Genomic DNA, 18,690 nt, shown 5'->3' on the forward strand with positions numbered 1-18,690 from the left:
ACTTTATTCCTCCAGTTGATGAAGACTACGGCTGCGAATCTCTTTCAGCAGCTTGTCTACGACTTCGTTTACGTCCAGGCTTCCCAGGTCTTTGCCACGGCGGGTACGAACGGCAACTTTGCCTGCTTCGACCTCTTTGTCGCCGCACACCAACATGTAAGGGACTCGACGTAAAGTATGTTCGCGAATTTTAAAGCCAATCTTCTCATTTCTCAAGTCCGCTTTCACGCGAATGCCTGCATCCTGCAGTTTTTTGGTCAATTGCTGGACGTAATCAGACTGGCTGTCGGTGATATTCATCACCACCACCTGCACCGGAGCGATCCAAGTCGGGTAGAACCCGGCGTATTCTTCGGTCAGGATACCGATGAAACGTTCCATGGAGCCCAAAATGGCGCGGTGAATCATTACCGGCACGACGCGATCGTTGTTTTCGCCAACATACGAAGCGCCCAAACGGCCCGGCAAGAAGAAATCGAGCTGCACGGTACCACATTGCCATGCGCGATCCAAACAATCATGCAGGGTAAATTCAATTTTCGGTCCGTAGAAGGCGCCCTCACCCGGCTGATATTCAAACGGAATGCCGTTCTCGGTCAGCGCGGCGGCCAGGTCTTCTTCCGCACGGGTCCACATGTCGTCGGTGCCGATGCGTTTTTCCGGGCGAGTGGACAGCTTGACGGCGATCTTGTCGAAGCCGAAAGTGCCGTACACGTCATACACCATGCGGATGCATTCGTTCACTTCAGCGCGCACCTGCTCTTCCGTACAGAAGATGTGGGCGTCATCCTGCGTGAAGCCGCGCACGCGCATCAGGCCGTGCAGGGAACCCGATGGCTCATTGCGGTGGCAGCTGCCGAACTCGCCCATGCGCAGCGGCAAATCGCGGTACGACTTCAGGCCCTGGTTGAAGATCTGCACGTGGCCCGGGCAGTTCATCGGCTTGATGCAATATTCGCGGTTTTCCGACGCGGTGGTGAACATGGCGTCTTTGTAGTTTTCCCAGTGGCCGGTTTTTTCCCACAGCACGCGGTCCATCATGAACGGACCTTTCACTTCCTGGTACTGGTACTCTTTGAGCTTCATGCGCACGAAGGCTTCCAGCTCGCGGAAGATGGTCCAACCGTCGTTGTGCCAGAACACCATGCCCGGCGCTTCTTCCTGCATATGATACAGGTCGAGCTGTTTGCCGATCTTGCGGTGATCGCGCTTGGCCGCTTCTTCCAGGCGTTGCAGGTAGGCGTTCAACTGCTTCTTGTCTGCCCAGGCGGTGCCGTAGATACGCTGCAGCATTTTGTTTTTGCTGTCGCCGCGCCAGTAAGCGCCGGAGGTTTTCTGCAGCTTGAAATGGTGGCAAAAACGCATGTTCGGCACGTGCGGGCCGCGGCACATGTCGACGTATTCTTCGTGGTGGTACAGGCCAGGACGATCGTCATGGCTGATGTTCTCATCCAGGATCGCCACTTTGTAGATTTCGCCGCGCTCAGCGAAGGTGTCGCGGGCTTCTTGCCAGCTGACCTTCTTCTTGATGACGTCGTAATCCTTATCGGCCAACTCGTGCATCCGCTTTTCCAGCAGATCCAGGTCTTCCTGCGTCAGGGTGCGGTCGATATCCACGTCATAATAGAAACCGTTGTCGATCACCGGACCGATCGCCATTTTGGTATCCGGCCACAGCTGCTTGATCGCATGACCCAGCAGGTGAGCACAGGAGTGGCGCATGATTTCCAGGCCGTCCTCATCTTTGATGGTGATGATGGCCAGCTGCGCATCCGATTCGATCAGATCGCCGGCGTCGACCAGCTCGCCGTTGACGCGGCCGGCGATACAGGCTTTCGCCAGGCCAGGGCCGATATCGCGCGCGACATCCATCGGGGAAACGGGGTGATCGAAATGACGCTGACTACCGTCAGGAAGGGTAATAACAGGCATTAATAATTCCTTATCTACAGTGGTGACCCACACGACAGATCACATGCAGTACGAAAATTGGATTTTGGGTTTGGTCAGCCAGGTTTCAGATCTCGCCCACAATTGCCAGATTGAAACCTCACTGGGTATACAGAATGGAACGCATACCTTCTCAGCCACATTCGGCTAAGCGAATAGTATCACTAAAATTGTTCCGGATAAATAAAGCGCCGCCCTCACGCTTTCGCGTCAGCCGGCGCAAAAACGGTTTTCATGTAGCTGAGGGTGGCCAGCAGGCACAGGCCGTAGCCCAGCAGTTCGCAGCCCTCTTCCACCATGTTTTTCACCACCCGGTTGTAGCCGTCCAGCATCAGCGTTTGCCACAGCGCGCTCATGCCGAACAGGCGTGAAAACACCAAAATGCACAGCAGGCCGGCGCACATCATGCCGTAGGCGGGATGCGTCACGAAATAGGCCAGGCCGCGCACCGCCGCCGCGATGTGCCGCGCTGCATGCACCAGGCAGGCCAAGGCGACCGCCAGCGCGAACCACACCCAGGCGCCGTGCCACAGCGCATCGAAGGCGAAATCCATCTCGCGGATCAGCATGCAGAGAAAGAAACCGCCGACCAGCATCCAGGCGGAGCGGCGTTCAGCCTGCCGCCGGGCCGCGGCGAAGAAACCGCCGGAGATGGCGAGCAGCAACAGCTCCTGCGCCGCTTCGGTCAGCGAGGTTTCATGCACGAAATTATGCAGCCAGTGTACGTCGATAAATACCAGGCCGACCAAGGCCGCCAAAAAAGCGCAGTAGAGCAGAAAGGTAACGGCTTTCCCCAGCAAAATATGCAGTTCTTGTTTCATAATCACACTCATTATTATTTACAGCGCATCTATGTTATCCACCTGTCCCCAGGGATCGTGGCAATTGATGCCTAATACCCTACACAGCGATTAAGGTGGTCATTAATCACGCCGCAAACAATAAAAACCCCGGCACATGGCCGGGGTAAGCGCCAGTCTTTCCTGGCTGTCATTTCATCGTCGTCGGTATTTCAGGCTCTCATCCCTATATCATCGAGACGCGCAAACGAGCCTGGAGATTACGCCTGCGGAGATGATACGGTTACACGTCGGGCATTGGTGTTAACGCCCCACAAGCCTGCCAATGCACTGACCACTGCGCCAATCAACAACGCAAAGAATGACCACAGGGCAGCCCGAGACAATTCGTCCGCAGCCGCGGCAGCCTGTTCGCGCGCCTTCTGTTTCAGCTCAGCATACTCCTGTTTTGCCTGATTGATTTTTGCTTCGGCTTCATCCAAGCGCTGATTAACCAGCTGCGCAGTTTTATTTTTGGCGTCGACCAAATTCTTCACCGTCTGGTCCACTTCCTGCGGCGTCATATTGGTATTTTCAACCAGAGCTTTTTTCAGTGTGTCTTGATCCACATCTTGCGAGATGGCCTCACCATGTTTTTTAAGCTTGTCGACCAGTTGCTTAATAATCGCATCGCTATTGTCAGGCTGAAGTGCCAGGGCTTTTACTGCGTCTGCCAAATCAGTCTTGGCCGCATTCAACTGTTGCTGCATGAATTCAGGCTGCAATGACGGAATACCACTTTTTTTGAGCGCCGTAACCACATCACCATGCAGCTGTTCAGGTTCCAACGTGGTGTCGATACCCAACTTGTCAAACACCTTACCGCCCACGTCTGCCAACCCGGTTGCCCCTTTGCCAATCGCGGAACCGGCGCCGGAAAGCAAACTGCCAGAGGTCGAAGCGATAGCACCCAGCGCATTACCGGTGGCCTTCACTGCAGACCCGACCAGCATTCCACCCAACACCGCCGCCACAATCAGTGACGTAGCCCATACCAGGAAGCCATGAATAAGGCCGTCATTAGCAGCCAAACGTCCGGCAATAAAAGCGCCGGCAGCCAAGCTAATGATGATTGAAACAGCGGACCAAATCACTACGGTGGTACCGGCTCCGTTGATCGGATCGTCTGATGTCGGATCCACGATGGAAAATCCCAAACTGGTGCCCAACGTCGACAGCAACAGTGAAACAGCCAATACGGTGATCACACCACCGATGACGCTGCCCCAGGAGATTTTTTTCGCCGCTACCCATTCTTTTGCCACTTCCATAGTAAAACTCCTTTTAAGCTTTTCGATTATGAAGAAATGCCACAAAGCCTTACCAGTATAGAAGTGTTTAATCTCTTAAGCGGTTAAACGGTAAAAACAGTTAAAAATAATTAATAATATGTACCCAGTATTAACGACGCTGTATGGGCGGGTGCATTTTGGCTAGCGTTCGGTGCCGCGGGCGATTGCGGTCAATGAAGCGCCACTGGGGTGCGAGGATGGACCGAAGCTCGCCGGCGAGTGCAACGGCAGTGATGAAACGCCGGCCGACGGTTAATGAACGTTACGAGCTGTCCCCATTGCCGCCAGGCGCACGGCAGGCTAGGCTGTTCAGCTCATGGGCCGCCGCGTGGCGGCTTGAACGTTGCACAGGGAGTCTCTTTTATGACGGGTATTTTGCAGTTATTCCAGGCCATCGGACTGGGTTTGGTGCTGCTGTTGCCGCTGGCCAACCCGCTGACCACGGTGGCGTTGCTGCTCGGGTTGTCCGGCAATATGACGCGCGAAGAGCGTAATCAGCAGTCGCTGATGGCCTCGGTTTATGTGTTCTGCATCATGACGGTGGCGTTTTACGCCGGGCAGGTGGTGATGAACACCTTCGGCATTTCGATCCCCGGCCTGCGCATCGCCGGCGGCCTGATCGTCGCCTTCATCGGTTTCCGCATGTTGTTCCCGCAACAAAGCGCCGATGAGGCGCCGGAGGTGGAGAGCAAGTCGCACGAGCTGCGCCATAAGACCTCGGCCAACATCGCCTTCGTGCCGCTCGCCATGCCGAGCACCGCCGGGCCGGGCACCATCGCGATGATCATCAGCTCAGCGTCGAGCGTCAAAGATAACACGCTGGGTTTTGAACCCTGGGTGCTGGCGGTGGCGCCGGTCGCCATCTTCCTGACGGTCGCGGTGATCCTGTGGGGCTGCCTGCTCAGTTCCGGCGCCATCATGCGCTTGGTGGGGAAAAGCGGCATCGAGGCGATCTCGCGCCTGATGGGCTTCCTGCTGGTGTGCATGGGCGTGCAGTTCATCATCAACGGCGTGCTGGAGATCATCTCCACCTATACGCCGGCCGCCGCTTAAAGATCAAAAACGGGCGCGTCGTCGCGCCCGTTGCCGTTATTTCCCCGTCGGCGCCTGCGCGCCCAAAATGCCCTTGCCTTCCGGCACTTCGGTAAAGCGGCTGAGGATCTCGCTGTAGGTCTTGGCCGGATCCAGATCCGGGAACTGCGCCGGATAGATAAACTTCGCCAGATACTCCAACCCGACAATGTTGTACGGATGGTTGTAGAAGTTATGGTAGATGCCGTAGAACCGCCCTTCTTTCACCGCCGACACCTGCGCGAAGCCCGGGCGCTGTTTCATGCGATTGAAAGCCTCATCCACCTGCTGCTGCGTGACGCCATAGCCGAACGGCACCGCGGCGTTGGTCTTGCTGGCCCACTGCGAGCCGGAAACGATGTAGGCATCCGGTTTCATGGCGATCACCTTTTCCAGCGCCACGTCGCCGGTCGCGCCCGGCAACAGCGCAGAGCCGATATTGCGCGCGCCGACCGCTTCCACCAACGCGCCCCAGCCGACGTGCGCATGGGTGAAGCAGCAGGACTCCAGCCCGTTCAGGCCGGCCTTGGCTTCAAAGAACACCAGCGGCTTGGGTTCCACCGCCTGCGTCTTGGCCAGAATGGCCTGATAATGCTGCTGATAATAATCGGTATATTGCTTGGCTTCACTTTCCCGGTTGAGGGTTTCCCCCAGCAGCGTCACGCTTTTCGGCGTGTTTTCCACCGGCTTGAGCATGGTGTCGATAAACAGCACCGGCACGTTCAGCGCCTTGAGCTTATCCAGCACGCCGGTTTGGCTCAGCGAAGGTTTGGAACGCAGCTGGGCGATCATCAGATCGGGCCGCTTGGCGATCACGCTCTCCAGATTCACTTCACCTTTGTCGCTGAATCCCATATCGATGATGTTTTTCGCCGCCGGCCATTTGCTCTGCAAGATATCCCAGGTCGCCGCGTCGCTTTTCTTCAGCAGGTTATTCCAGGCCACCAGCCGGCCGAACGGGTTGGCGCGATCGAGCAGCGCCAGCGTGAGAATGTCGCGCCCGTCCTGCACCACGATACGTTTCGGTTCTTGCTGGAGGGTGAGGGTCTGGCCGGAGGTGTCGGTCAGGGTCAGCGGATAGGTGGTGGCCATCGCCGGAGAGGCGAGTAAGGCGGCGCAAATCAGCGCCGGCAACGTGATTCGACGGTGCACGAAAGACTCCTTAGTCATGAACGCAATCAGGAAATACTAATGAGAATGGCTTGCATTATCAAAGATAACGCCCGGCAACCCGGCGATTAATTGCAAAGGGATGTGTAACGCAGGATTGAGAGGCGCGCCGAAGGCGGCGCGCCCAGGGGATCACACCAGGCCGTAAATCAGCGCCGACAGCGCGATCAGGCCCATCACCAGCACGAAGACGTTGCTCGCCGCGCGGTATTTGCGCATCGCCGGCACCGCGCGCACCGCGTACATCGGCAGGATAAACAGGATAGCCGCAATCAGCGGGCCGCTGATGGTTTCGATGATGTGCAGCGCGCTGGGGTTCCACACCGTCGCCGCCCAGGTGAGCAGGAACAGCGAAACCGCCGAGATGCGGTGCGTCATGCGCGAGCTGAGCGGTTTGCCGACCGCGCGCGTGACGCCGTCGATCAGGCTGGTCGCCCCCTCCGTGACCCCCAGCGAGGTGCCGAGATAGGATTTCGCCATTGCCAGCATCGCCATCACCGGGCCGAGATAGGCGATCAGCGGGTTGGAAAACTTGTTGGCCAGGGTGGTCAGCACCGTGATGTTCTGATCTTTCGCCTGCTGCATGTCTTCATGGGACAAACTCAGCACGCAGCTGAACACGAAGAACAGCACGGTGACGCAGATCAGCACATAGCTGTAGCGCATGATGCGCGCGCAGCGGCGTTCCGCCTTATCGCCATACAGGCTCTTCTGGGTCGAGGCGAAGGAAGAGATGATCGGCGCATGGCTGAAGGAAAACACCATCACCGGCACCGCCAGCCACAGCGAATGCCACAGCCCCGGCGTGTCGAAGCGGGTGGCGGCCAGGCCGTGAACGAAATTGGCGGTATTCCAGCTCGGCATCAGGTACAGCGAAATGCCCATCAGGAACACCAACAGCGGGAACACCAGCATGCCCATCGCCGCCACGATGCTGTCTTTGCCGCGCAGCAGCACCAGATTGAGCACCACCACCACCGCCAGGCTTAGCCAGATGCGCGGCAGCGGCGCCACGTGGAACTGGTGGATCAGGAAGCTGTCCAGCGCATTGGTGATCGAAATGCTGTACACCAGCACGATCGGGAAGAACGCCATCAGATACAGCATCATGATGATTTTGCCGGCCAGTACGCCGAAGTGTTCGACCACCACATCGTGAATATTGCCGTCGCGGCTGGAGCCGGAAAGCACGAAGCGGCTGAGCGCGCGGTGCGGCAAATAGGTCAGCGGGAAAGCGAACAGCGCCATCAACAGCAGCACCAGCGGGCCGTTCAGGCCGGCGTTGATCGGCAAGAACAGCGTGCCGGCGCCCACCGCGGTGGCATAGAGACCGAACATCCAGACGGTGTCGGTTTTGTTCCATTTGGCGGGCTGAGCGGCCGTCAGCGTGCCTGAATCGGGAGAAATCGTACTCATGAGACAGTCTACCTTAATCTGCGGCGCCAACGATTGCGCCTAACGGGATATCCTTCTCCGCGAATTTTTTAATAATAATCAGTGAATTAAAGCGATATTTCATACTTGCGCCTGATGAAAGGACGGCAAAGGATAATGAAAAATCCGTTGCGGGTCTATGTTTTATCGGCCGAACGAACGATTTACGAACAGGAAATGCTGAAAAAACCGGCGCACCCAGTAAAAACTAAGGGCCCCTTGCGGAGCCCTTAAACGGTTTACTTCTTCGCGTCCGGATGGTCCGGCACCTCGGCGCTGCCCATCTCCTTCTCGTCGCGGATCATCGAGCGGTCTTTACGCACGTCGGCCACGTCGGAGGCGCTCACCGGTTTGGCGCTGTTGCCCCAGCTGGTGCGGATGAAGTTCACCACGTCCGCCACCTGCTGATCGTTCAGACGCCAGCCGAACGGCGGCATGGTGATGTTGGACACCGCCCCCTGCACCGCCGGCGTGGTGTTGCCGGTCAGCACGATGTGGATCAGCGAGGTCGCGTCCTCGGTCTGCACCACCGGATTGCCCTTCAGCGATGGGAAGGCGCGCTTGTAACCCACCCCGTCGGTGCGGTGGCAGGCCGCGCAGTTATCGACATACAGCGCCGCGCCGGGCTTGCTGTCGTCGCCGCGCCACAGATCCTTGGCCACGCTGTCTTCGACCGGCGCCGCCTGCTGCTTGCCGTCTTTCGGCGGCAGCGATTTCAGGTAGCGTGCGATAGCGGTCAGATCGTCATCGCTCAGGTATTGCAGGCTGTGCTCCACCACGTCGCTCATGCCGCCGAATACGATCGCCTTGTCGTTACGGCCGGTTTTCAGGAACTCGGTCAGCTCGGCTTCGCTCCAGCTGCCCAGGCCGTCCTTGTTATCACCGCGCAGGCTGGAAGCCACCCAGCCGTCGATCGGCGCGTTGCTGCCGGACAGGTAATCGTCGCTTTCGCTGTTGCTCAGCGCTTTTTCCTGCATGGTGATGCTGCGCGGGGTATGGCAGGCGCCGCAGTGGCCCAGGCCTTCCACCAGGTAGCGGCCGCGCTCGATGATCGGATCGGCCTTGGCGTCGGCGACGAAGTCCGCCGGCGATGGCGCGAACATGCCGCGCCAAATGCTCAGCGGCCAGCGCATCGACAGCGGCCACGGGATGTCGGAATCCTTGTTGGCCTGCTCCACCGGCTGCACGCCGTGCATGAAATAGGCATACATGGCGCGCATGTCGTCTTCTTTCACCAGCGCGAACGACGGGTACGGCATCGCCGGATACAGGGTGCTGCCGTTTTTGGCTACGCCCTTACGCACCGCGTTGTCGAAATCCTCGAAGCTGTAATCGCCGATGCCGGTTTTCTTGTCCGGCGTGATGTTGGTGGAGTAGATGGTGCCGATCGGCGTCTCCATCGCCAGGCCGCCGGCGAAGGTTTTGCCGCTCTTGCCGTCGGTGTGGCAGGCCACGCAGTCGCCGGCGCGCGCCAGGTATTCACCGCGCTTGATCAGCTCGCTGCTGACGGTGGCGTCCTGCGCCCAAACGGAAAAACTCACTGCACTGAGAACCAGTGCCGGTACAAATGCTTTCATCGTTCGCCGTCCTTATGCCTGCACCAATGGGCCTGGGTTTTTCAGATACTGCTCGCGAATGGCGCGGGCAGACCAGTAAGCCAGCGCCGCCACGGTGCCGGTCGGGTTGTAGCCCAGCCCCTGCGGGAAGGCCGATGCGCCGATCGAGAACACGTTGTGCACGTCCCAGCTCTGCAGATAGCGGTTGACCGCGCTGGTCTTCGGATCTTCCCCCATCACCGCGCCGCCGTTCATGTGGGTAGTCTGGTAGCTGGTGGTGTCGAAGTGGCTGTTGGCGTTTTTCGGGCTGCCGGCGATCAGTTTCGGGTTCATCGCCTTGGCGATCGGCGCCATCTTGTCGTACATGAACTGCGCCATCTTGATGTCGTTCTCCTGCCAGTCGAACGTCATGCGCAGCAGCGGCTGGCCAAAGACGTTCTTGTAGTTGGGATCGAGATCCAGATAGTTGTTGCGGTACGACTGGTGCGCGCCGTGGGCGTCCATCGAAACGTGGTGAGTGTAAGCATCCGCCACCGCCGCTTTCCATTTGCTGCCCCAGGCCGGGGTGCCCGGAGGCGTCGGCAGACCGGAGATCGGCTTGGTGCCCGCCTGGTTGACCCAGAACGGCGAACCGCCGACGAAGCCTTCTTTGGCGTGGTCGAAGTTGTCGGCGTTGAAGTCGTCCACGCCCACGCCGTTGCCGCCGGCGCCGATAAACGGGTTGGTGAACACGTCTTTATCGAAGAACGCCTTGATGGTGGTCATGTTCTGGTAGGCGAAGTTACGCCCGACCACACCCTCGCCGGTCACCGGATCGTAAGGCTTGCCGATGCCGGACAGCAACATCAGGTGCACGTTGTGGAACTGGAACGCGCCCAGGATCACCAGATCGGCCGGCTGTTCAATCTCGCGCCCCTGCGCATCGACGTAGTTCACGCCGGTGGCGCGGGACTTGTCGTCGGTCAGGTTGACCTTCAGCACGTTGGCGTTGGTGCGCAGCTCGAAGCGTTTCTCCATGCGCAGCGCCGGCAAGATGTTGACGTTCGGCGAGGCCTTGGAATACATGTAGCAGGCGTAGCCGCTGCAGAAACCGCAGAAGTTGCACGGGCCCATCTGCGCGCCGTACGGGTTGGTGTAAGAATCCGAGGTGTTGGCGGACGGCAGGTTGTAAGGGTGGTAACCCACCTCCAGCGCCGCTTTCTCGAACAGTTGGGCGGAGTAGGTATTTTTCTGCGCCGGCAGCGGGAAATCGTCGGAGCGATCCGGCGCAAAGCGGTTGCCGCCCTTCTGCGCCACTTTCTGCCCTTTGATGGTCCAGGCGGTGCCGGAGGTGCCGAACACTTTCTCCGCCTTGTCGAAGAACGGTTCCAGCTCGTCGTAGGTCACGCCGAAGTCCTGGATGGTCATGTCCTTCGGAATGAAGTTTTTGCCGTAGCGCTCTTCATAGTGGCTGCGCATGCGCAGTTCGATCGGATCGACGCGGAAATGCACGCCCGACCAGTGCAAACCGGCGCCGCCGACGCCGGTGCCCGGCAGGAACGCCGCCAGCTGGCGGTAAGGCACCGCGGTCTGGCTGCTGTTATGGCGAATGGTGACGGTGCTTTTCGACAGATCCTGGAACAGTTTGCGACGGATGTTATAGGTCAGCTCGTCGATCACCTGCGGATAAGACCCGTCCGGATAGGTATCGCGCATCGGGCCGCGCTCCAGCGCCACCACGTTGAGGCCGGCCTCGGTCAGCTCTTTGGCCATGATCGCGCCCACCCAGCCGAAGCCGACGATCACCGCGTCTACTTTTTTCATTACCGTTGCCATGCTTAGCCCCTCTCCCCACGAATCGAGACCGGCGGGAAGGGATAACGCTCCCCTCGCTCAACCCAGTCCATAAAATCGGCGCGCGCGCCCGGAAAATTAATCAGCTTCCAGCCCACCATGTCTTTGTTGCCGCCATGGATGGGATCGCTGAAGAAACCTTCGCGGGTGTTTTGCAGCAGATAGGAGAAGAACAGTTTCGACGGCAGCTGCGGGAACTCCGCCTCGCCGGACTCGAACTTTTGCAGCATGGCGTCTTGCTGCGCGCCATCCAGTTCGGCGAAGGCCTTGCCGGCGGTTTTCTTGCTGTAGGCGTCGGCGTCACTGATGCCGAGGTTGTAGATTTGCTTGGGCACCAGCGGCAGCTGATAGCCCATCTCCTTCGGCACATCGGGGTTGAACGGCCCCTGCATGTACCAGATGGCGCCGGTGGCGTACGGGGTATTCATCTGGCGATCGATAAACTCCGGCACGCCGGCTTCCAGTGCGCCTGGGCCGCGCTCGTCGGCCGGGATCAGGCGCGCCACGGCGGCCTTGATGAAGGCCCACTCTTCCGGGGTGAAAAAGGTCGGTTGGTAATCGTTCTGCGTTGAGGTGTTCGAGGCCGCGACCGCCGGTGTCGGTGCCGTCAGCGCGCCAACGCCGCTGCCACCAATTACCGCCGCAGGAATTAAGGTCATCGATTTCAACAAGAAATCGCGCCGCGAATTGTTGGTTTTATGATTCGACATGTCACATTCCATCCAAAGATAGTCACAACTATTTAACCGCAACCTTGCGATCGATACGGGTTTTTAAAATAATTTGTTACTTATTTGTATATTTATTGAAGGTCAGAATGCATCCAAGCGCAAAAATGTTACCGGTAACTTATTGAATGAACGTAAAGATTTATCTGCTAACGTAAATTTAACTTTTCGTGCGGTTTTTCCGATAAGCGGTGAGGAAATAACGAAAAATGAGAAGCAGCTCGCGCGCTGGAACGGTGCCGGAAACAAAATCGGCCGCGTTCAGCGGCCGATTCGACAAGAGAGAGGGTTACTGCGACATCGCCTGATAGGCGGTGGTCACCTTCCACAAATAGCGCGGTGCCTGTGGCGCCGGATGCTTTTTCTGGATGTGCTGATAAAACTCATCCGGGCTCATCTGATTGATGCGATTGACCGCCACGCGCTTGTCCGATGAGAAGGTACGCAACATGGCCCCCGCCCCGTTCACGTACGAAACGATGGTGGCATAACGCAAAGTCTGTGGGTTGTTGATCCCGGCTAGCTGCTGGCTTTGAAGAATATTGATATAGGCCGTTCCCAGATCAATATTGACCGCCGGATCCTTCAGCTCACGCGAGCTGGGTTGCCCGCTTCTTCCTTTCATGCGATAGGCGTCGCGGCCGGCGGTAGAAGCCTTAAGCTGCATCAATCCCACTGCGTTCGAGGTGCTGACCACGTTCGGGTTAAACCCGGACTCCACCTGAATAATCGCTTTAATCAGCGTTTCGTCAACGCCGTAGTTGCTGGCGGCCTGACGAATGTAATCGTTATAGGCAACCGGCGTGCCTGTGCGGTTTACCGGTGCCTGCGGAGGGGGTTTTAACCAACCGCCGCGCGTTGTGCCACTGCCTGAAATATTGCTTGCCGTTTGCGGATCTTTGGCGCACCCCGACAAAAGCAAAATTGCCGTAAGGCAACCTATTTTTGTTTTCACAGAATCCCTCACTCCTTTCAATGAGTTGCGTAGCATATACAACTTGTAAGGACACCTGCAGTAATTTTTTGGGCTAATCTCAAGCTATCCATATACCAAGAGGTGATTTATGAGTCAATCTGCAACAAACTGCTTTGTGGTGACTTTTCGCTATCAGGAAGAGGGATTAACCGACCTGGCGAAGCTGACCGGGCAATTGACGCGCGAAGGTTTTGTCACGTCGGTGACAGACGAAAATGGCGTGCACCATGAGCTCGGCAGCAACAGTTTTGCGTTCATAACCGTGCTGGATCAAGAGGATGTACAGCGCCTGGCACAGGGGTTCGGCCAGTTGGCATTGGGAAAACAGCCGGAGGTGGCGATATGCGCCTGTAAGGACTACCTTCAGCGGTTACATACTGATACATAAAATGCTATAACTTCCCGGAGGGTATTATTTTTTCAGTTGGAGATGTACCCCGCCGGCGGTGGGCAAGTGACGCTTGACTTCGCTTCAATTGATATTGATAATCATTTTCATTTGAACCAGGAGACGTCATCATGCCATTGATAAGTTGCGCTTTTCGTCGCAGTCGCCCTTTCCGCGCTGCCACACTGTTACGCCCTTTCACGCTCGCCTGCCTGCTGCTCGGCGCCGCCTTGGTCAGCCAAAACGCGCTGGCGGAAAAAAAGCTGCGCGTGGTGACGACCTTTACCATCATTCAGGACATCGCCCAGAACGTGGCGGGTGATGCCGCCGTGGTAGAATCCATCACCAAGCCGGGCGCCGAGATCCACGACTATCAACCGACCCCGCGCGATATCGTCAAAGCGCAGCACGCCGACCTGATCCTGTGGAACGGCATGAACCTGGAACGCTGGTTCCAGCGTTTCTTCGAAAACATCAAGCAGGTGCCGGCGGCGGTAGTCACCGAAGGCATTACCCCGCTGCCGATCCGCGAAGGGCCGTATAACGGCAACCCTAATCCGCACGCCTGGATGTCGCCGAGCAACGCGCTGGTGTACATCGAGAACATCCGCAAAGCGCTGGTGGAGCACGATCCGGCCAACGCGGCAACCTATAACCGCAATGCCAAGGCCTACGCAGAGAAAATCGGCGCGCTGGACGCCCCGCTGCGCGAACGCCTGGCGCGCATTCCGGCCGCACAGCGCTGGCTGGTGACCAGCGAAGGCGCCTTCAGCTACCTGGCGCAGGACTATCAGCTGAAAGAAGTCTATCTGTGGCCGATCAACGCCGATGAGCAAGGCTCGCCGCAGCAGGTGCGCCGGGTGATCGACGCAGTGCGCGCCCACCATATTCCGGTAGTGTTCAGCGAGAGCACCATTTCCGACAAGCCGGCCAAACAGGTGGCGAAAGAAACCGGCGCCAAATACGGCGGCGTGCTGTACGTAGACTCGCTGTCCACCCGCGACGGTCCGGTGCCGACCTACATCGACCTGCTTAACACCACCGTGCAAACCATCGCCAAAGGATTCGATCAATGACCCATGAACCGTTTGTCCGCCCTGAGTTGAACGTGGACGACGTCACAGTGACCTACAACAACGGACACACCGCCATTCACAACGCCAGCTTTACCCTGAGCGGCGGTTCGATCTGCGCGCTGGTCGGCGTCAACGGCAGCGGCAAGTCGACGTTGTTCAAAAGCATCATGGGCCTGGTCAGGCCCACCGCCGGCCGGGTGTCGCTGAGCGACAAACCGGTGGCGGAGGCGCTGAAAAAGAATCTGATCGCCTACGTGCCGCAGACCGAAGACGTCGACTGGAACTTCCCGGTGCTGGTGGAAGACGTGGTGATGATGGGCCGCTACGGCAAGATGAACTTCCTGCGCATTCCGTCGCGCGAGGATCGGCTGCGGGTCGACAAGGCGCTGGAGCGCGTCGGCCTGAGCGAGCTGCGCGGCCGGCAGATCGGCGAGCTGTCGGGCGGCCAGAAGAAGCGCGTGTTTCTGGCGCGCGCGCTGGCGCAACAGGGCACCGTGCTGCTGCTGGATGAACCGTTCACCGGCGTGGATGTGAAAACCGAGAATGCCATTATCGATCTGCTGCGCGCATTGCGCGACGAGGGGCACCTGATCCTGGTCTCCACCCACAACCTCGGCAGCGTGCCGGAGTTTTGCGATCGGGTGATCCTCATCAACCGCACGGTGCTGGCCGCCGGCCCGACCGAAACCACCTTCACCCAGAGCAATCTGGAGCAGGCGTTCGGCGGCGTGCTGCGCCATATCAACCTCTCCGGCCCGGATCTGCACGATGACAACGATCCGCGCACCGTTACGGTGTTGACCGACGATGAGCGCCCGGCGGTGTTCTACGGCCACACCAAGAGCGATCCGCCGGCCAACAGCCAGGCCAGGGAGAAACAATCCTGATGCTGGACCTTCTGCTGCAACCTTTCAGTTACAACTACATGGTGAAGGCCATCTGGGTCAGCGCCATCGTCGGCGCCGCCTGCGCGTTCCTCTCCGCCTACCTGATGTTAAAAGGGTGGTCGCTGATGGGCGATGCGCTGTCGCACTCGGTGGTGCCCGGCGTGGCCGGCGCCTACGCCCTCGGCCTGCCCTACGCCGCCGGCGCCTTCTTTACCGGCATGCTGGCGGCGCTGGCGATGACGCTGGTGCGCCACATCACCCGGCTGCGCGAAGACGCCATCATCGGCTTTATCTTCTCCACCTTCTTCGCCGTCGGCCTGCTGATCGTGTCGCTCAACCCCACCTCGGTCAACGTGCAGTCGATCATCTTCGGCAACATCCTCGGCATCGCCGATGAAGACGTGCTGCAGGTGGAAATCATTATCGGCGTTTCGCTGCTGATCCTGTGCCTGGTGTGGAAAGACCTGCTGGCGGTGTTCTTCGACGAAAGCCACGCGGTGTCGATCGGCCTGTCGCCGCTGCGGCTGAAGATCCTGTTCTTCACCCTGCTCAGCGCCTGCACCGTCGCCGCGCTGCAAACCGTCGGCGCCATTTTGGTCATCGCCATGGTGATCACGCCGGGCGCTACCGCCTATCTGTTGACCGATCGCTTCAGCCGGCTGGTGATCATCGCCATCATCATCGGCGCATTGACCAGCGGCATCGGCGCCTACCTGAGCTTCTTCCTCGACGGCGCCACCGGGGGGGTGATCGTCACCCTGCAAACGCTGGTGTTCCTGGCGGCGTTCTTCTTCGCGCCGAAACACGGCCTGCTGGCGTCCCGGCGCCGCGTGGCGCATTCGCAAACCGGAGGCCGCTGATGGACACTCTGTATCAACTGCTCAGCGAACCCTTCGCCTACCCGTTCATGCAGCGGGCGATCGTCGCCGCCATCGTCACCGGCGTAGTGTGCGCCGTGCTCTCCTGCTACCTGGTGCTCAAAGGCTGGTCGCTGATGGGCGACGCCATCTCGCACGCGGTGCTGCCCGGCATCGTGGTGGCGTTCGTGGTCGGCATTCCGCTGGCGATCGGCGCCTTCCTTTCCGGCATCTTCTGTGCGGTAGCCACCGGTTACCTGAAAGAGAACAGCCGGGTGAAAGAAGACACGGTGATGGGCATCGTCTTCTCCGGCATGTTCGCCTTCGGCCTGGTGCTGTTCTCGCGCATCGATACCGACCAGCACCTGAGCCACATTTTGTTCGGCAACATGCTGGGCATTACCGACGGCGAGCTGAAGCAAACACTGCTCATCGCCGGCATCACCCTGGCGGTGGTGCTGCTCAAGCGCAAAGACTTCATGCTGTACTGCTTCGATCCGCATCATGCGCGGGTGATTGGCCTGCCGGTCAAGCTGCTGCACTACGGGCTGCTGTGCCTGCTGGCAATGACCATCGTCGCCTCGCTGCAGGCCGTGGGGGTGATCCTGGTGATCGCCATGCTGATCGCCCCGGGCATCATCGCCTTTATGCTGTGCCGCCGCTTCGAACGCATGCTGGTGGTGGCGACGGTGGTGTCGGTGTTCTCCTGCGTGCTTGGCACCCTGATCAGCTTCCACATCGACGGTGCCACCGGGCCCTGCATCGTCATCGTACAGGCCGTGCTGTTCGTTATCGCCTTGTTGTACAGCAAGCTGCGTCCGTTACAGCGTAACCAAACCGCCCTCACCGTCGGTTAATTACCTTCGATGCGGCGATGCCCTCTGCTCGCCGCATCGCCTGCCCCCGCTCATTGCGTTGTTGTCATCAAGTTGCAACCGGTATTGCGCTTAAATTAATCAATAGGGTATATACTTTGAGCTGGCGAGACGCTGAAAAAATCGCCGCCTTTGACGCCGGCTGTGCGCCGCGTCGTGTTTTCACCACGGGAAAGACGCTAACCTAATGAATTATCAGGCAGCACAGAGGGGGAGATACCATGTGGCAAGCCGTTAGCCGTCTGTTAAGTGAACATCTTGGCAGCGCAGAGATACGCGAAAGGATTGAACTGCCCGGGGGCGACATTCACCCGGCGTGGCGCGTGAGTTACGGTGACAACGAGGTGTTCGTGAAATGCGACGCCCGTGAACAACTGCCGATATTCACCGCCGAGGCCGATCAGCTGGCGTTGCTGGCGCGCAGCAAAAGCGTGCGGGTGCCGGAAGTGTACGGCGTCGGCAGCGATCGCGACTACAGCTTCCTGCTGCTGGAGTATCAGCAGCTGAAACCCCTCGACGCCCACGGCGCCTACTGCCTGGGCCAGCAGCTGGCGCATCTGCACCAGTGGAGCGAGCAACCGCAGTTCGGTCTCGACTTCGACAGCGATCTGACCACCACCCCGCAACCCAACGCCTGGCAGCGCCGCTGGTCGGAATTTTTCGCCGAGCAGCGCATCGGCTGGCAGCTGCAGCTGGCGGCGGAGAAAGGCATGACCTTCGGCGATATCGACGACATCGTCGATCGGGTGTATCTGCGCTTGCAGCACCACCAGCCGCAGCCTTCCCTGCTGCACGGCAACCTGTGGCCGGGCAACTGCGCGATGACCGCCAACGGGCCGATTCTGTTCGACCCGGCCAGTTACTGGGGCGACCGAGAGTGCGATTTGGCGATGCTGCCGCTGTATCCGGAGCTGCCGCCGCAGATCTACGACGGCTATCAGAGCGTGTGGCCGCTGGGTGCCGGGTTTATCGAGCGCCAGCCGCTGTATCAGCTGTACTACCTGCTCAACCGCAGCAACCTGTTCGGCGGCCAGCATCTGGTGGCTGCGCAACGCGCGGTGGAGGCGCTGTTGCAGCCCGAGGCGTCGTAACGTTCCGGGGCGCCGCTCGGCGCCCCGTTCATGCCTCAGGCCGCGCCGGCCAACTGCCCCAACAGGCGGATCACGAACCAGGCGATCACCGCAATCACGATCGGCAGGATGTACAGCGGGAAGTATTGCAGGAAGATGGTGTGGTGCGGCAGCGTAATGCGCTCCTCCAGCTGCTGGCGCGTGTGCCCTTCGCTGCCCTTGGCCTGCTCCAGGATCATCTGGTCTTCCAACCCTTCGCGGATGAACTTGACCTGGCGCGACATGCGCGCGCCGGAAGCCTGCAGCGCCAGCCCGACGAAGATCAGGATGTAGATGATGATGAACATCAGATTGGCGCCGCTGAACAGGCTTTTATCCACGTCAGGCACCGGGGAGTTGTACCAGAAAAGGTTCAGGAACGGCGTATTGAAACGCACCATGTCCACCATCACGTGGACAAAATCCAGCATCACCGCGTTGATGCCCTTGGTTTTTTCACTGTGCTGGTAGACAAAGCCCAGCACGGAAATCAGCGTCGACAGCAACGCCGGGATAAAAACCACCCATCCGAGAATGCGTTTCAAAATGGCGATACGCCCGGCCTGTTGATACGTCATGTGTTCCCCTTGTTAGCGACGTAACCGAATCGGCTAAGTCTACCTGCAGTTGGCAAAGCTCGCCCACCGTT

General features: G+C 58.9%; 17 protein-coding genes. 7 read left to right on the forward strand and 10 right to left on the reverse strand.

What is annotated here, in order from left to right; all coding sequences use genetic code 11:
* Positions 1 to 3 precede the first annotated feature (3 nt).
* The 3 genes from thrS to ACF8MC_RS05190 all read right to left on the reverse strand — a co-directional run bounded on the left by thrS (position 4) and on the right by ACF8MC_RS05190 (position 4,060).
* On the reverse strand, positions 4 to 1,932 hold the full coding sequence (gene thrS, locus ACF8MC_RS05180; RefSeq protein ID WP_025159696.1) for a threonine--tRNA ligase: 1,929 nt from the start codon (positions 1,930 to 1,932) through the stop codon (positions 4 to 6).
* Between the two features lie 215 nt (positions 1,933 to 2,147).
* Positions 2,148 to 2,771, reverse strand: a complete 624-nt coding sequence (locus tag ACF8MC_RS05185) for a hypothetical protein (RefSeq protein WP_060430087.1) — start codon at positions 2,769 to 2,771, stop codon at positions 2,148 to 2,150.
* Positions 2,772 to 3,010: 239 nt separating this feature from the next.
* Positions 3,011 to 4,060, reverse strand: coding sequence for a hypothetical protein (locus tag ACF8MC_RS05190; protein WP_039566428.1), 1,050 nt, complete (start codon positions 4,058 to 4,060; stop codon positions 3,011 to 3,013).
* Between the two features lie 384 nt (positions 4,061 to 4,444).
* Here ACF8MC_RS05190 and ACF8MC_RS05195 point away from each other — a divergent pair, with 384 nt between their 5' ends.
* Entirely contained in the window at positions 4,445 to 5,134 is a 690-nt protein-coding gene (locus ACF8MC_RS05195; protein ID WP_033653915.1) for a MarC family NAAT transporter, read from the forward strand.
* A gap of 36 nt (positions 5,135 to 5,170) precedes the next feature.
* Here ACF8MC_RS05195 and ACF8MC_RS05200 read toward each other — a convergent pair whose 3' ends face one another.
* The 6 genes from ACF8MC_RS05200 to ACF8MC_RS05225 form a co-directional block, all read right to left on the reverse strand.
* Positions 5,171 to 6,304 (reverse strand): ABC transporter substrate-binding protein, encoded by a 1,134-nt coding sequence (locus ACF8MC_RS05200; RefSeq protein WP_033646319.1) that lies wholly within the window; start codon positions 6,302 to 6,304, stop codon positions 5,171 to 5,173.
* A gap of 150 nt (positions 6,305 to 6,454) precedes the next feature.
* The gene (locus tag ACF8MC_RS05205; protein WP_033638320.1) at positions 6,455 to 7,738 is read right to left on the reverse strand and encodes a serine/threonine protein kinase; all 1,284 of its coding nucleotides are present in this window, start codon (positions 7,736 to 7,738) and stop codon (positions 6,455 to 6,457) included.
* Between the two features lie 257 nt (positions 7,739 to 7,995).
* Positions 7,996 to 9,333 (reverse strand): cytochrome c, encoded by a 1,338-nt coding sequence (locus ACF8MC_RS05210; RefSeq protein ID WP_033638319.1) that lies wholly within the window; start codon positions 9,331 to 9,333, stop codon positions 7,996 to 7,998.
* A 12-nt stretch (positions 9,334 to 9,345) separates the two neighbouring features.
* On the reverse strand, positions 9,346 to 11,127 hold the full coding sequence (locus ACF8MC_RS05215; RefSeq protein WP_004931432.1) for a GMC family oxidoreductase: 1,782 nt from the start codon (positions 11,125 to 11,127) through the stop codon (positions 9,346 to 9,348).
* Between the two features lie 2 nt (positions 11,128 to 11,129).
* The gene (locus ACF8MC_RS05220) at positions 11,130 to 11,855 is read right to left on the reverse strand and encodes a gluconate 2-dehydrogenase subunit 3 family protein (RefSeq protein WP_033646320.1); all 726 of its coding nucleotides are present in this window, start codon (positions 11,853 to 11,855) and stop codon (positions 11,130 to 11,132) included.
* A gap of 307 nt (positions 11,856 to 12,162) precedes the next feature.
* Positions 12,163 to 12,828, reverse strand: coding sequence for a transglycosylase SLT domain-containing protein (locus ACF8MC_RS05225; protein ID WP_004931439.1), 666 nt, complete (start codon positions 12,826 to 12,828; stop codon positions 12,163 to 12,165).
* A 109-nt stretch (positions 12,829 to 12,937) separates the two neighbouring features.
* On the opposite strand from ACF8MC_RS05225, the gene ghoS reads away from it, so the two are divergent.
* The 6 genes from ghoS to ACF8MC_RS05255 all read left to right on the forward strand — a co-directional run bounded on the left by ghoS (position 12,938) and on the right by ACF8MC_RS05255 (position 18,023).
* Positions 12,938 to 13,237, forward strand: a complete 300-nt coding sequence (gene ghoS, locus ACF8MC_RS05230; RefSeq protein ID WP_033646321.1) for a type V toxin-antitoxin system endoribonuclease antitoxin GhoS — start codon at positions 12,938 to 12,940, stop codon at positions 13,235 to 13,237.
* 131 nt (positions 13,238 to 13,368) lie between these two features.
* Complete coding sequence (locus tag ACF8MC_RS05235; RefSeq protein WP_033638313.1) at positions 13,369 to 14,313, forward strand: metal ABC transporter substrate-binding protein; 945 nt, start codon at positions 13,369 to 13,371, stop codon at positions 14,311 to 14,313.
* Complete coding sequence (locus ACF8MC_RS05240; RefSeq protein ID WP_033638312.1) at positions 14,310 to 15,200, forward strand: manganese/iron ABC transporter ATP-binding protein; 891 nt, start codon at positions 14,310 to 14,312, stop codon at positions 15,198 to 15,200. The genes ACF8MC_RS05235 and ACF8MC_RS05240 overlap by 4 nt, the downstream gene beginning before the upstream one ends.
* Positions 15,200 to 16,060 carry an iron/manganese ABC transporter permease subunit YfeC gene (gene yfeC / locus ACF8MC_RS05245; RefSeq protein WP_033638311.1) on the forward strand — a complete coding sequence of 287 codons (861 nt, stop codon included), beginning with the start codon at positions 15,200 to 15,202 and terminating at the stop codon, positions 16,058 to 16,060. The genes ACF8MC_RS05240 and yfeC overlap by 1 nt, the downstream gene beginning before the upstream one ends.
* The gene (locus ACF8MC_RS05250) at positions 16,060 to 16,914 is read left to right on the forward strand and encodes a metal ABC transporter permease (RefSeq protein WP_164105106.1); all 855 of its coding nucleotides are present in this window, start codon (positions 16,060 to 16,062) and stop codon (positions 16,912 to 16,914) included. Before yfeC ends, ACF8MC_RS05250 begins: the two co-directional genes overlap by 1 nt.
* Before the next feature lie 239 nt (positions 16,915 to 17,153).
* Positions 17,154 to 18,023, forward strand: a complete 870-nt coding sequence (locus ACF8MC_RS05255; protein ID WP_033642864.1) for a fructosamine kinase family protein — start codon at positions 17,154 to 17,156, stop codon at positions 18,021 to 18,023.
* Positions 18,024 to 18,058: 35 nt separating this feature from the next.
* Here ACF8MC_RS05255 and ACF8MC_RS05260 read toward each other — a convergent pair whose 3' ends face one another.
* Positions 18,059 to 18,619: a YniB family protein gene (locus tag ACF8MC_RS05260; RefSeq protein ID WP_033638308.1), complete on the reverse strand. Its 561-nt coding sequence runs from the start codon at positions 18,617 to 18,619 to the stop codon at positions 18,059 to 18,061.
* Positions 18,620 to 18,690: the final 71 nt, after the last annotated feature.

Origin of the sequence: Serratia sp. LACPHL-BACT-2024-00286 (assembly GCF_043109535.1) — a bacterium.
In the GTDB taxonomy this organism is placed as follows: Bacteria; Pseudomonadota; Gammaproteobacteria; order Enterobacterales; family Enterobacteriaceae; genus Serratia; species Serratia sarumanii.

Excerpts from the sequence above, each read along its gene's own strand:
- thrS (WP_025159696.1), bottom strand. The coding sequence starts at position 1,932 with ATGCCTGTTATTACCCTTCCTGACGGTAGTCAGCGTCATTTCGATCAC.
- ACF8MC_RS05185 (WP_060430087.1), bottom strand. The coding sequence starts at position 2,771 with ATGAAACAAGAACTGCATATTTTGCTGGGGAAAGCCGTTACCTTTCTG.
- ACF8MC_RS05190 (WP_039566428.1), bottom strand. The coding sequence starts at position 4,060 with ATGGAAGTGGCAAAAGAATGGGTAGCGGCGAAAAAAATCTCCTGGGGC.
- ACF8MC_RS05195 (WP_033653915.1), top strand. The coding sequence starts at position 4,445 with ATGACGGGTATTTTGCAGTTATTCCAGGCCATCGGACTGGGTTTGGTG.
- ACF8MC_RS05205 (WP_033638320.1), bottom strand. The coding sequence starts at position 7,738 with ATGAGTACGATTTCTCCCGATTCAGGCACGCTGACGGCCGCTCAGCCC.
- ACF8MC_RS05210 (WP_033638319.1), bottom strand. The coding sequence starts at position 9,333 with ATGAAAGCATTTGTACCGGCACTGGTTCTCAGTGCAGTGAGTTTTTCC.
- ACF8MC_RS05215 (WP_004931432.1), bottom strand. The coding sequence starts at position 11,127 with ATGGCAACGGTAATGAAAAAAGTAGACGCGGTGATCGTCGGCTTCGGC.
- ACF8MC_RS05220 (WP_033646320.1), bottom strand. The coding sequence starts at position 11,855 with ATGTCGAATCATAAAACCAACAATTCGCGGCGCGATTTCTTGTTGAAA.
- ghoS (WP_033646321.1), top strand. The coding sequence starts at position 12,938 with ATGAGTCAATCTGCAACAAACTGCTTTGTGGTGACTTTTCGCTATCAG.
- ACF8MC_RS05235 (WP_033638313.1), top strand. The coding sequence starts at position 13,369 with ATGCCATTGATAAGTTGCGCTTTTCGTCGCAGTCGCCCTTTCCGCGCT.
- ACF8MC_RS05240 (WP_033638312.1), top strand. The coding sequence starts at position 14,310 with ATGACCCATGAACCGTTTGTCCGCCCTGAGTTGAACGTGGACGACGTC.
- yfeC (WP_033638311.1), top strand. The coding sequence starts at position 15,200 with ATGCTGGACCTTCTGCTGCAACCTTTCAGTTACAACTACATGGTGAAG.
- ACF8MC_RS05250 (WP_164105106.1), top strand. The coding sequence starts at position 16,060 with ATGGACACTCTGTATCAACTGCTCAGCGAACCCTTCGCCTACCCGTTC.
- ACF8MC_RS05255 (WP_033642864.1), top strand. The coding sequence starts at position 17,154 with ATGTGGCAAGCCGTTAGCCGTCTGTTAAGTGAACATCTTGGCAGCGCA.
- ACF8MC_RS05260 (WP_033638308.1), bottom strand. The coding sequence starts at position 18,619 with ATGACGTATCAACAGGCCGGGCGTATCGCCATTTTGAAACGCATTCTC.